Origin of the sequence: Mesorhizobium sp. B2-4-15, from assembly GCF_006658505.1 — a bacterium.
Classification (GTDB): domain Bacteria; phylum Pseudomonadota; class Alphaproteobacteria; order Rhizobiales; family Rhizobiaceae; genus Mesorhizobium.
Genome location: NZ_VFUZ01000001.1, coordinates 375,260 through 387,877, shown reverse-complemented (window position 1 = coordinate 387,877; position 12,618 = coordinate 375,260). Strand labels below are relative to the sequence as shown.

Annotated in this window: 11 protein-coding genes; 7 read left to right on the top strand and 4 right to left on the bottom strand. The window is 64.1% G+C overall.

The window, feature by feature from the left end; genetic code table 11:
* Window positions 1-11 precede the first annotated feature (11 nt).
* The 4 genes from FJ930_RS02005 (at window position 12) to FJ930_RS01990 (ending at window position 3,783) form a co-directional block, all read left to right on the top strand.
* A complete protein-coding gene (locus FJ930_RS02005; protein ID WP_141834198.1) occupies window positions 12-812 on the top strand; it encodes a rhomboid family intramembrane serine protease in 801 nt (266 codons plus the stop codon).
* Between the two features lie 181 nt (window positions 813-993).
* Window positions 994-1,743, top strand: a complete 750-nt coding sequence (locus tag FJ930_RS02000; RefSeq protein WP_141834195.1) for an electron transfer flavoprotein subunit beta/FixA family protein — start codon at window positions 994-996, stop codon at window positions 1,741-1,743.
* Between the two features lie 24 nt (window positions 1,744-1,767).
* Window positions 1,768-2,697 carry an electron transfer flavoprotein subunit alpha/FixB family protein gene (locus FJ930_RS01995; RefSeq protein ID WP_141834192.1) on the top strand — a complete coding sequence of 310 codons (930 nt, stop codon included), beginning with the start codon at window positions 1,768-1,770 and terminating at the stop codon, window positions 2,695-2,697.
* Between the two features lie 207 nt (window positions 2,698-2,904).
* A complete protein-coding gene (locus FJ930_RS01990) occupies window positions 2,905-3,783 on the top strand; it encodes a 3-hydroxybutyryl-CoA dehydrogenase (RefSeq protein ID WP_140610529.1) in 879 nt (292 codons plus the stop codon).
* A gap of 67 nt (window positions 3,784-3,850) precedes the next feature.
* Here FJ930_RS01990 and FJ930_RS01985 read toward each other — a convergent pair whose 3' ends face one another.
* The 3 genes from FJ930_RS01985 to FJ930_RS01975 all read right to left on the bottom strand — a co-directional run bounded on the left by FJ930_RS01985 (window position 3,851) and on the right by FJ930_RS01975 (window position 7,186).
* Window positions 3,851-5,773 (bottom strand): PAS domain S-box protein, encoded by a 1,923-nt coding sequence (locus FJ930_RS01985; protein WP_246676786.1) that lies wholly within the window; start codon window positions 5,771-5,773, stop codon window positions 3,851-3,853.
* Between the two features lie 221 nt (window positions 5,774-5,994).
* A complete protein-coding gene (locus tag FJ930_RS01980) occupies window positions 5,995-6,633 on the bottom strand; it encodes an NrsF family protein (RefSeq protein ID WP_140742762.1) in 639 nt (212 codons plus the stop codon).
* Window position 6,634: 1 nt separating this feature from the next.
* A complete protein-coding gene (locus FJ930_RS01975; protein ID WP_140742764.1) occupies window positions 6,635-7,186 on the bottom strand; it encodes a sigma-70 family RNA polymerase sigma factor in 552 nt (183 codons plus the stop codon).
* Window positions 7,187-7,531: 345 nt separating this feature from the next.
* Here FJ930_RS01975 and FJ930_RS01970 point away from each other — a divergent pair, with 345 nt between their 5' ends.
* The 3 genes from FJ930_RS01970 to FJ930_RS01960 all read left to right on the top strand — a co-directional run bounded on the left by FJ930_RS01970 (window position 7,532) and on the right by FJ930_RS01960 (window position 11,372).
* A complete protein-coding gene (locus FJ930_RS01970; RefSeq protein ID WP_141834189.1) occupies window positions 7,532-8,539 on the top strand; it encodes an iron ABC transporter substrate-binding protein in 1,008 nt (335 codons plus the stop codon).
* 173 nt (window positions 8,540-8,712) lie between these two features.
* Window positions 8,713-10,293 carry an iron ABC transporter permease gene (locus FJ930_RS01965; protein WP_181763251.1) on the top strand — a complete coding sequence of 527 codons (1,581 nt, stop codon included), beginning with the start codon at window positions 8,713-8,715 and terminating at the stop codon, window positions 10,291-10,293.
* Window positions 10,290-11,372 carry an ABC transporter ATP-binding protein gene (locus FJ930_RS01960; protein ID WP_141834183.1) on the top strand — a complete coding sequence of 361 codons (1,083 nt, stop codon included), beginning with the start codon at window positions 10,290-10,292 and terminating at the stop codon, window positions 11,370-11,372. Before FJ930_RS01965 ends, FJ930_RS01960 begins: the two co-directional genes overlap by 4 nt.
* Window positions 11,373-11,510: 138 nt before the next feature.
* Here the strand turns inward: FJ930_RS01960 and FJ930_RS01955 are convergent, their stop codons facing one another.
* On the bottom strand, window positions 11,511-12,611 hold the full coding sequence (locus FJ930_RS01955; protein WP_141834178.1) for a sn-glycerol-3-phosphate import ATP-binding protein UgpC: 1,101 nt from the start codon (window positions 12,609-12,611) through the stop codon (window positions 11,511-11,513).
* Window positions 12,612-12,618: the final 7 nt, after the last annotated feature.

Here is a 12,618-nt window from a genome sequence, read left to right as displayed (position 1 = left end):
GCCAGGGACCGATGTTCATCCCGCTTTACGACACCAACAGGCTGCGCCACATCCGCCTGCAATATGTCACGATCGGGCTGATCGTAGCCAATGCGCTGGTCTATTGCGCCACCGCGCTCGGCGGCGAGAACTTCACCAATGCCGCCGTGCTCGGCCTCGGCTTCATCCCCGCCGTGGTTCACGACACGGCCGAGCTCGACCCCCGCTTTGTCGTCATCCCTCAAAGCCTGAGCTACCTCACCTATTCCTTCCTGCATGCCGACATTCTTCATCTGGGTGGCAACATGCTTTTTTTGTGGGTGTTCGGCGACAATGTCGAGGACGCGCTCGGCCACATCCGCTACCTCATCTTCTATTTCCTGTGCGCGGTTGCCGGAGCGGCCTTCCAGAGCCTCGTCGCCTGGGACTCGCAGGTGCCACTGATCGGTGCCTCCGGTGCCATCGCCGGCGTGGTCGTCGCCTACCTGATCCTCTATCCCAGGGTGAAGGTCTGGGTGCTTGCCTTTGCCCGCATTCCCCTGCGCATTCCGGCCTTTATCCCGCTCATCCTGTGGGTGCTGTTTCAGATCATCATGTTCGCCGCCGGCGGCGAGGACCAGATTTCCTGGGCCTGCCACATCGGCGGCATTATCGCCGGGGCGATTCTGGTGCTGGTCTTGCGCAGCCGCGGCGTGCCGCTGTTTGCCGCCGCCGACGAGGATACCGTGGCTCCCATACCCGACCAGCCGTCGGTTCCCGCTGAGCCAGTGGCGGCCGAACCGCCGGCCACCACGGCGCGCTGGGGCCGGGGAAACCCTTCTGGTCCATACTGAACCGATTTGAGCCGCCTTCAGCGTATTGACGCGCAGGATTACCACAACTACGGAAACGTCTCCGTCGCAGCCCAAGGCGGTCAGAGACCAGAATTTCCATCCGGAATGTCGGCTTTCGACAACTCAGAAAGGGCGCAGGCTGCTATAGCGCGCCCAACTAGCGTGAAGAGGTGACAGGCAAATGAAGATCCTTGTGCCCGTGAAGCGGGTTGTCGATGCGAATGTGAAGGTTCGCGTCAAGGCTGATGGTTCGGCGGTGGAACTCGCCAACGTCAAGATGGCGATGAACCCGTTCGACGAGATCGCGGTGGAAGAAGCGATCCGGCTGAAAGAAGCCGGCAAGGCCGAAGAAATCATCGTCGTTTCGGTCGGCCCGCAGCAGGCGCAGGAAACGCTCCGCACCGCGCTTGCCATGGGCGCCGACCGCGCCATCCTGGTCAAGACCGACGAGCAGACCGAGCCGCTCGGCGTCGCCAAGGTGCTGAAGGGCGTGGTCGAGACCGAGAAGCCTGGCCTCGTCATCCTCGGCAAGCAGGCGATTGACGACGACTCCAACCAGACCGGCCAGATGCTGGCGGCCCTGCTCGGCTGGGCCCAGGGCACCTTCGCTTCCAAGGTGGTGCTCGAAGGCGACAAGGCCAAGGTGACGCGCGAAGTCGATGGCGGCCTGCAGACGGTGGAGCTGAAGATGCCGGCGATCGTCACCGCCGACCTTCGCCTCAACCAGCCGCGCTACGCCTCGCTGCCCAACATCATGAAGGCCAAGAAGAAGCCGCTCGACGAGAAGAGCCCGGCCGACTACGGCGCCGACGTCAAGCCGCGCCTCAAGGTCATCAAGACCGAGGAGCCCGGCGGCCGCAAGGCGGGCGTCAAGGTCAAGAGCGTCGCCGAACTGGTCGACAAGCTCAAGAACGAAGCCGGCGTGTTGTAAGCGATCGGGAAAGGAACAGATAAAATGGCAATTCTCCTCATCGCCGAACACGACAACGCCACCCTTTCCGACCAGACCGCCAAGGCGCTCTCGGCTGCATTGCAGATCGGCTCGGACGTGCATGTGCTGGTAGCCGGCAAAGGCGCCAAGGGTGCAGCGGATGCAGCCGCCAAGCTCAAGGGCGTCAGCAAGGTGCTGCTCGCCGAGGCCGACGAACTCGCCGAACGCCTCGCCGAACCGACGGCGGCTCTCGTTGTGTCGCTCGCGGGCGGCTACGACACCATCATCGCGCCTGCGACTTCCACCGGCAAGAATGTCGCCCCGCGTGTCGCGGCGCTGCTCGATGTCGCGCAGGTGTCCGAGATCATTGAGGTCGTTTCGCCTGATACCTTCAAGCGGCCGATCTATGCCGGCAACGCCATCCAGACCGTGCAGTCCACCGACGCCAAGAAGGTCATCACCGTGCGCACCGCCTCCTTCCAGGCGGCTCCCGAGGGTGGCTCGGCCGCTGTCGAGACCGTCAAGGCCGCGGCCAATCCCGGCCTGTCCACCTTCGTCGAGAACAAGCTGTCGGATACCGACCGTCCGGAACTGACCTCGGCCAAGATCATCATCTCGGGCGGCCGTGCGCTCGGCTCCTCGGAGAAGTTCCAGGAGGTCATCCTGCCGGTCGCCGACAAGCTCGGCGCCGCCGTCGGCGCATCCCGCGCGGCCGTCGATGCCGGCTACGCCCCGAACGACTGGCAGGTCGGCCAGACCGGCAAGGTCGTGGCTCCCGATCTCTACATCGCTGTCGGCATCTCCGGCGCCATCCAGCACCTCGCCGGCATGAAGGACTCCAAGGTCATCGTCGCCATCAACAAGGACGAGGAGGCACCGATCTTCCAGGTTGCCGACTATGGCCTCGTCGGCGATCTCTTCGTTATTCTGCCGGAGTTGCAGAAGGCGCTTTGACGCTCTCTGCCAAAGCGTATTAAATTGTCAGGGGTGGGGTAGACTAAGTCGCCCCGCCCTTTTAGTTTGCGCTGCACAAAAAGCAGGCCAGAAAGGCTTAGTGCAATTCCAGCAAACGCGCAGCGGTTTGCGTCAGGGATTGCGGGAAAAACAAAAGATGGGGCGTTTTCGCGTTTCAAGCGGAAAGCTCCGGACGGGATCGGGGTAATGAGCAAGATCGAGACGATCGGCATCATTGGCGCGGGCCAGATGGGCGGCGGCATCGCCCACGTCTCCGCGCTTTCAGGCTACAAGGTGCTGATCTACGATATATCGCCTGACCGTATCGAGAAGGGCATCGCCACCATCAGCGGCAACATGGCCCGCCAGGTGGGGTCAGGCAAGCTTGACGAGAAGCTGCGCAACCAGGCGATGGCGCGCATTGCGTCGGCACCGGCCATGGCCGATCTTGCCGGCGCCGATCTGGTGATCGAGGCGGCGACCGAGGACGAGACGGTCAAGCGCAAGATCTACGCCCAGCTCTGTCCGCAGCTCAACCCCGAGGCCATCTTGGCGACCAACACCTCGTCGATCTCGATCACGCGGCTTGCCGCGCAGACCGACCGGCCGGAGCGTTTCATCGGCATACATTTCATGAACCCGGTGCCGGTGATGAAATTGGTCGAGCTGGTGCGCGGCATCGCCACCGAGGACCAGACCTTCGAGGCCGCCAAGACCTATGTGAAGCAGCTCGACAAGACGATCACCGTCTCGGAGGATTTCCCGGCCTTCATCGTCAACCGCATCCTTCTGCCGATGATCAACGAGGCGATCTATACTCTCTATGAAGGCGTCGGCACGGTCGATGCCATCGACACCGCCATGCGGCTCGGCGCCAACCACCCGATGGGGCCGCTGCAGCTTGCCGATTTCATCGGCCTCGACACCTGCCTGTCGATCATGCAGGTGCTCCATGACGGCCTGTCGGATTCGAAGTACCGCCCTTGCCCGCTGCTGGTCAAATATGTCGAGGCCGGCTGGCTCGGCCGCAAGACCGGGCGCGGCTTCTACGACTATCGCGGCGAGCACCCCGTTCCGACGCGCTAGTCAAAGTCGAGAAATGGAAGGTTCGGCGTTTCGGTGAAACGATGAACCGCTCCGACGCGTTCGCGTCCTACGATGCCACGGCGAACGGCTTGGGCGGTTCCGACCTGTCATTCACGAGGCTGCCATCCGGCGCCACGGAAAGGCATCCGCGGCCGGCCGCCTTGGCCGCATAGCAAGCGGCGTCGGCCCTCGCGATGATCTCATCGACTTCGCCGCTATTGGCGCGGATCGCCGCCAGCCCGATACTGGCGCCGATCGCATGCGGCCGGCCGTCCCAGGTGAAGTTCAGGCCGGCTATCGCATCGATTATGGAACGCGCCGCGATCCTGGCGCCCGCGATCGAGCCTGATTTCAGGATGACGGCGAATTCGTCGCCGCCCAGGCGTGCGACGATGTCTTCAGGGCCAAGCACGCCGCGCACTGCCTCGGCGACCCGCTTCAGCAGGGCGTCTCCAGCGGCGTGGCCGCCGGTGTCGTTGACCAGCTTGAAATGGTCGAGATCGATGAACATGAACTGGTGGCCGCCCCCAGCCATCGTGCCGTCCTCCTTGCGCGCCTGCTCGACCAGTCCTTCCATGGTGCGGATGAAGCTCGAGCGATTGGCAAGGCCGGTCAGCGCGTCATGCGCGGCGGCATGGGCAAGCTGCCTCTGCAACGCACGCGCATCGGTGAAGTCCTGGAAGACGATGACAAGGCCGCAGAATTCATTGCGCTCGTTCATGATCGGCGACACGACCTGACGGATGCTGCAGCGTGTGTGGTCGCGGCGGATCAGCACGGCCCGGCTGTTCTGGTCGGAGGGCGCCTCCGCGCCGATTGCGGGCCGCGTCGCGCCGATCCTGTGGCCCGTCTCCTCGTCAACCGCCCAATAGACATGACCGAGCGTCTTGCCGAGAGCGGCCTCGCCGGAAACACCGGTCAGCTTCTCGGCAACAGGGTTCATGAAGGTCACACGGTTCGCCGCATCGGTGCAGATGACGGCATCGCCGATCGACTGCAGCGTCACCCTCAGCCGCTCCTTCTCGTCGGCCAGCATTGCCGCCGACATCGTCAGGCGCTCTTCGGCCTCCTTGCGCCGGGTGATGTCGGTCAGGCTGCCAATCGCCCGGATCGGCCGTCCGTCCTCGTCGCGCTCGATGGCTTTGCCGAGGTCGAGGATCCATATCCAGTGACCGTCCTTGTGGCGCATCCTGAACTCGGCTTCGAAGAACGGCGTCTGGCCATTAAGATGCGCGCGGTCCGCTTCGGCGACGGTCTGGCGGTCGTCGGGATGGATCATCGTCAGCCAGCGGTCCGGATCGCCGTCGAGTTCGCCTTCCTCGAAACCGAGCATCTTGACCCAGGTCGAGGAATAGGTCGTGCCGCCCTTGCGCCTGTCGAAGTCCCAGACACCTTGACCCGCGCCGGCGAGTGCGAAATTCCAGCGCGTTTCGGCTTCGGCAATGCGCGCCTCGGCCTGCTTGCGCGCGTCGATGTCCTCGATCTGCGAGACGAGATAGAGCGGATGCCCGCCTTTCTCATCGCGGATGACGGAGCCGGCAAGGCGCGCCCAGACGGGTGTGCCGTCCTTGCGCAGATAGCGCTTTTCGAAGTGGAAGGCGTTGACGTTGCCCGCCCTCATGGAGTCCATCGTTTCCCGCCCGATATGCAGATCGTCGGGATGCGTGATCTGGAAGAAGGTCAGCGCCTCGATCTCCTGGCGGCTGTAGCCAAGCATGGCGGCAAAGGCTGGATTGGTCTGAAGGATGCGCCCGTCGAGCGCCACGATGGCGATGCCGATCGCCGAGTCCTCCATGGCCCGGCGGAAGCGCTGTTCGCTCTCCGCGATCTGGCGCCGGTCGTCGGAGATGCGAACGATAAACAGGTAAGCGAAGAACAGCGCGCATACCGTCAACGCGACCGATATTTGAAGACAAAGTCTCAGTGCTTCCGCGCCAAGGTTCAGCCTCGACACCACGAACGGGGCCCCCACCACGGCAAGAGCGGCCACAAGCAACGCCAGCGCTGCATGTTTGTGGAGCCTCGGCCCGATCAATCCCCGCAATATCACGACCCGTGCCACCCCCGTGGGCAATCGCTTTTTCCCGTCAAAACCCTGAAGGATCGATTTTAAGGAAAGGTTGCGCCGGGGTACTTGCGATGGGCAACCGGCAAACAATTGCCGGCATGATTAAGGATCAGTGTGCACGGCTTGCGCTTGCTTGGAGTGCGCTACCAGCGCACGAAAAAACGCCCGCCAAGCGCACCAAGCAAAGCGAGAGCCGCGATCGCGATCGTGTACCAGGTGGCGACAAAGAGCGGCGAGTCGTCGAAACAGTGTGCGGCATAGAAGGTCGCCGCCAGCCCACCGGCAAGCAACCCCGCCACCGCGCCGGCGAGCACCGGCCGTGTCGGCGCGCCATAGCGCAGCATCCACAGGAAGATGGCCAGCGGGCCAATGCCGATCAGCGGGATGAAGCTCATGCAGATCATCATGTTGGAGCCGATCATCCTGGTACTCCAATCGGCCTCGGGCACCGCGAACAGTTCCAGAACCACCGCCACCGCGACCAGCAACGGCGCGGCTATCATCCCCGCCATTGCCCGGCCTGTCGCCGCACCCGGCGTCGAAAGGGCGCGGATCGAGGCGAAGGCGCTGATGGCGAGCACGATGGTGAAAACAAACTTGGACAGGAAGCGTATCGTGTGCGCGGCCGCCATGAAATCGGGGCGCGGACCGATCGTCGACAGGAAAACGATTGCGGCGATCACGGCGGCCACGCCGGCAGCCAGCCACCAGGCCGGGCGCAATGGCATCGCCGTGCTGCGGGCATCGGCGTCGAGCGCCTTGATGAGATCGTCCGTCCTCATGTCATTCCCGCCCGAATCGCCCCTGGCCGAATCGCTTGGCGATCGCGGCGAGCCCACGGTGCAGCGACACGCGCACCGCCGTCTCGCTGATGCCGAACTTCGCCGCCGTCTCGCCGATAGAGCGGCCATCCACCGATATGGACGACACCACGGACCGCTGAGCTGGCGGCAGCCCGTCCAGCGCCCGATTGATATCGCGCTCGCTGACGGTCTCGGTCTCCGGTTCGGCGAATGTCTCGGCAATGTCGTCGACATCGATCTCGATGCGCCGTCCGCGGCGCCGGAATGCATCGATCAGCTTGAAGCGCGCGATCGCATAGACCCAGGGCAGCACCGGCGCGTCCTGGCGCCAGGTGTGCCGTTTAACATGAATGGCCAGCAAGGTTTCCTGCACGACATCCTCGGGATCGACCCCGCCCTGCACGATCTTGCGCCTGACAAAGCCGCGCACCAGCGCGGCAATTCGGTGGAGAAAGTCGGCATAGGCCTTTTCATCTCCCGCGATGGCGGCTCGCAACAGCCGGGAAAGCTCGGCCTCGTCCTTGCCGCTCACAAGAGTTCACTCCCCGGTTTTCGCGCCTCGGCGCTGATTTGTTACGTGGCCGGCGAAATAATGTCCAAGCCAAACTACGGGCAAGTCACGAAAGTGTGCGGGATAGCCCACCGGAATGCCAGGCCGAATTGTCGGACTCTCCGATCGCCACGGCCCGTTGACGCAAGGTAGACCCTAAGCGGTATTCCAGAGCGCGGCCACCGGTCCCCCGTATCGGGTGATACCCGTCAGTGACGTCTTGACACGCGAAACCGTGATCCGCCGGACGTCTTTCAATCTTGACTAGTGCATTCATGATTTGATACTCGGGCGCATCCGCAATGCGGGAAACCCGAGGAGCACCTTATGAAATTCCCCCTTCTTGCCCTTGCCGGCGCCACGGCACTTGCAATCGGCCTGATCGCCGGACCGGCGATGGCCGAAGATGCTGGCATTATCGTGTACAACGCCCAGCATGAAAGCCTCGCCAAGGAATGGGCGGAAGGGTTCACCAGGGAAACCGGCATCAAGGTCACCTTGCGCAATGGCGGCGACAGCGACTTCTCCAACCAGATCGTCGCCGAGGGTGCTGCTTCGCCCGCCGACGTCTTCCTGACGGAGAATTCGCCGGCCATGGCGCTGGTCGAGAATGCAGGCCTGTTCGCCCCGGTCGATGCCGACACGCTGGCCCAGATTCCGCAGGACTTCCATCCGGCAAGCGGCAAGTGGGTCGGCGTTGCGGCGCGCAGCACCGTTTTTGCATACAACAAGACCAAGCTGACCGCCGACCAGCTGCCGAAGTCGATGCTTGATCTCGCCGATCCGAGTTGGAAGGGCCGTTGGGCCGCCTCGCCGTCGGGCGCCGATTTCCAGGCCGTCGTCAGCGCACTTCTGCAGCTCAAGGGTGAGGCCGCTACCGCCGATTGGCTGAAGGCGATGAAGACGAACTTCACGGCCTACAAGGGCAACAGCACGGTAATGAAGGCGATCAACGCCGGCGAGATCGAGGGCGGCGTGATCTATCACTATTACTACTTTGGCGATCAGGCCAAGACCGGTGAAAACAGCAAGAATGTCCAGCTGCACTATTTCAAGAACCAGGATCCGGGTGCGTTCGTGTCGATTTCCGGTGGTGGCGTGCTCGCCTCGAGCAAGCATCCGAAGGAAGCACAGGCCTTCCTGAAGTGGGTCACCGGCAAGGGCGGCCAGGGCGTTCTCAAGAACGGTGACTCCTTCGAATACGCGGTCGGCAAAGGTGCCGAATCCAATCCGAAGCTGGTGCCGCTGGCCGATCTGCAGGCGCCCAAGGTGGATCCGACAACCTTGAACTCGAAGAAGGTCACCGACCTGATGACGGCAGCCGGCTTGCTTTAGTTATCGTTCGTCCTAAAAGGACACCAACCGTGCTCCCGCCGGAATTCATTTTCGGCGGGAGTGCTTTTGTTTTTCGAGATGGCATTCGTCGATGACGACACGCTGTATTCCCGACCGCGATTGCGGTCCTTCGATTGCTGCCACTGGGCGGCAACGGCGCGGTGCCTGACCTGATGCAGTCCGCGATCGATCTCGCACACTCGGGCCTGCCTGCGCGTACGGGCCGAAAGGCTCGGCGGCGGACGGCGCCGTGGCTCGTCACCGCCGCCATCTTCGTCTCCCTTCTGTCGCTGCTGCCGCTTGCCTTCATCATATGGGTCGCGGTGCAGACCGGCTGGGACACCGTATTGGCATTGGTTTTCCGGCCCCGCGTCGGCGAACTGCTGGTCAACACCGGCCTGCTGGTGCTGCTGGCCGTGCCGATCGCCATCATCCTGTCGGTGACGCTGGCCTGGCTGACCGAACGCAGCGACCTGCCCGGTGCCCGTTTCTGGTCCTGGCTGTGCGTGGCGCCCCTCGCCATTCCCGCTTTCGTCCACTCCTATGCCTGGGTCACCATGGTGCCCGGGCTGCACAGCCTGTGGGCCGGCGTGCTGGTGTCCGTGATCGCCTATTTCCCCTTCCTTTATCTGCCGGTCTCGGCGGCGCTGCGCCGCCTCGATCCCGCCCTGGAGGACACGGCTGCGGCACTTGGCCTTGGACCCTGGCGGGTGTTCTGGCGTGTCGTGTTGCCGCAGCTCAGGCTCGCCATCTGCGGCGGCTCGCTGCTGGTCGGATTGCACCTGCTGGCCGAATACGGCCTCTACGTCTTCATCCGCTTCGATACTTTCACCACGGCGATCGTCGACCAGTTCCAGTCGACCTTCAACGGACCGGCCGCCAACATGCTGGCCGGCGTGCTGGTATGTTGCTGCTTTGTGCTTCTGGGCCTCGAAGTGCTGGTACGCGGCGAGGAGCGTTATGCCCGTGTCGGCTCCGGCGCGGCGCGCTACCAGCAACGCAAGAGCCTCGGCCGCGCCACCATTCCGAGCCTCGCCTTGCTTATGGTCATCACGCTGCTGGCGCTTGGCGTACCGTTCATCACCATCGGCCGCTGGCTCGTCGCCGGCGGCGCCGATGTCTGGCGTCTCGATGAAATTGGCCTGGCGCTCGGCCAGACGCTGTTCCTGTCGCTTGCCGGCGCGTTGCTTGCAACGGTCGCCGCCATGCCGATGGCCTGGATATCGATCCGCGCGCCGGGACCGTTGCAGCGCCTGCTGGAGGGTTGCAACTACATCGTCGGCTCGCTACCGGGTATCGTCATCGCGCTGGCGCTGGTCACCATCACCGTGCGCGTCGCCCTGCCGCTCTACCAGACCCTGTTCACCATCCTGGTCGCCTATGCACTCATGTTCCTGCCGCGTGCCCTGGTCAGCCTGCGCGCATCGATCGCCCAGGCACCGGTCGAGCTCGAACGCGCCGCGTCCAGCCTTGGCCGGCGTCCGCTCGACGCGCTCTGGTCGACGACGATCCGCCTGTCGGCGCCCGGCGCCGCGGCCGGCATGGCGCTGGTGGCGCTCGGCATCATGAACGAACTGACCGCGACCCAGATGCTGGCGCCGAACGGCACCCGCACGCTGGCAATGGCGTTCTGGTCCTACAGCGGCGAGATCGATTACGCCTCGGCGGCACCTTACGCCCTCATCATGGTGGCGATGTCGCTGCCTTTGACCTGGCTGCTCTATGTCCAGTCGAAACGGATGGCCGGACGATGAGCTTTCTCGAAATCAGCGGCCTGAAAAAGCACTACGGCCCGGTCGCGGCCCTTGACGGCGTCGACCTCAATGTCGCCAGCGGCAGCCGCACGGCGATTGTCGGCCCGTCCGGCTGCGGCAAGACGACCCTGCTGCGGCTTATCGCCGGCTTCGAGGCGCCGGACCAGGGCCGCATCGTGCTCGACGGCGAGGTGCTGGCCAATGGTGGTGCGGCTGTCCCGGCGCATCGCCGCGGCATAGGCGTGGTGGCGCAGGACGGCGCCCTCTTCCCGCATCTGACCATTTCGGACAATATCGGTTTCGGTATGGACCGCGGCGCGGACAAACGTGCCGAGCGCATCATCGAACTCGCCTATATCGTCGGGCTGGACAAGGCGATCCTCAAGCGCCGCCCACACGAACTCTCCGGCGGCCAACAACAGCGCGTGGCGCTCGCCCGCGCCATGGCGATGAAGCCGCGGCTGATGCTTCTCGACGAGCCGTTCTCGGCGCTCGACACCGGTCTGCGCGCTTCGATGCGCAAGGCGGTGGCCGAGCTTCTGGAAGCGGCCGGCATCACCACCATCCTGGTCACGCACGACCAGGCCGAGGCGCTGTCCTTCGCTGCCCAGGTGGCGGTGATGCGCGAAGGCAAGTTTTCGCAGGTCGGCACGCCGCGTGAGCTCTATTTCAAGCCAAAGGACAGGATGATCGCCGAATTCCTCGGCGACGCCATCATCCTGCCGGCAAGCGTCTCGGGCGGCTTCGCCACCTCTCCGCTGGGCCGCATCGCCGTCGACACGTCAGACAACAGGGATGTCGCCCGCATCATGCTGCGGCCGGAGCAGATCGGATTGAAGAGGACATCGCGCGAGGGCATGTCGGGCACACCGGAGATGCTGTTTGGCGAAGTGGTGGAATCCGAATTCGCCGGCTCGATGTGCACCATCGCGGTGCGCCTGATGAACAATCCCGACCCGCCGGACGCCGCCGCCATCGGCAACACGCCGTTGATCCTGCGCAAGCCGGGCATGGACGCACCTGCGGTCGGAGAGATCGTGCGGCTCACCGTGTCGGGAAAGGCGCATGTGTTTACCTGAACGGCTGAAAGCTTGATGGCGCCGCGCCGGGCGTGCAGTGGCAAGATCAGTCGTTGAAGCGTTTACCGGGCTCGACCCGAGCAGATCGGCCACCGCCGGAGAGCCGGATCCGTCACGGCGGTGATGACGTTTCGCAAATCAGAGTGCCGGCTCGGGAATGGACGCCTTGAAGACATCGAGGCGGCTTCCCGTCTCCGGCGAGAAGAAATGCATGTCGTCGGGCGAAAGCTTCAGGCCGACCGTGCTGCCCGGCTCCGGGTGCACGGCTTCCGATGTCATCACCGAAAACGGCGCGCCGTCGAGATCGACATAGATGACCCTCCCGGCGCCCAGTTCCTCGACGAGGTCGACGGTGGCGTTGAGCGCGCCGGCGGTGCCCGGCGCCACCAGCCGTACGGCTTCGGGCCGGACACCCATCGCGACCTTCGAGCCGACCGGCAAGCCGGCGCGGGCGATCGTCAGGTGGCGGCTGCCGCCGAGCAGCGACAACCCGTCGAGTTCGACGGTGCCTTCCAGGATATTCATCGCCGGCGCGCCGACGAAGGTGGCGACGAAGCGGCTGGCGGGCCGGGTATAGATTTCACCGGGCGTGCCGACCTGCTCGACGCGTCCGGCATTCATCACCACCAGCCGGTCGGCAAGCGTCATCGCCTCGACCTGGTCGTGGGTTACGAAAACGGAAGTGGCGTTGAGCCGGCGGTGCAGCTTGCGGATTTCAGAGCGCATCTGGACCCGTAACTTGGCGTCTAGATTGGACAGCGGCTCGTCGAACAGGAACACTTTCGGTTCGCGGATCATGGCGCGGCCCATGGCGACGCGCTGCCTTTGGCCGCCGGAAAGCGCCATCGGCTTGCGGTCGAGCAGATGTTCGAGCTCCAGGACCCGCGCCACTGCCTGGATACGCTGGGTGCGTTCGGCCGCCGGAACGCCGGCGACCTTCAGCGAATAGCCGATGTTCTGGGCGACGCTCATATGCGGATAGAGCGCGTAGTTCTGGAACACCATGGCGCAACCACGCTCGCGCGGCTCGAGCTTGTTGACGACCGTATTGTCGATGGCGATCGTCCCGTCGGAAATCTCTTCCAGGCCAGCGATCATCCGCAGAAGCGTGGATTTGCCACAGCCGGACGGTCCCAGGATGACGACGAATTCGCCCGAGGCGAAGTCGAGGTCGACGCCGTGCACGACCTGCGTCTTGGCGTAGTTCTTCTTGACGCCGCGAATTGCGATGGAGGCCATTTCCTGT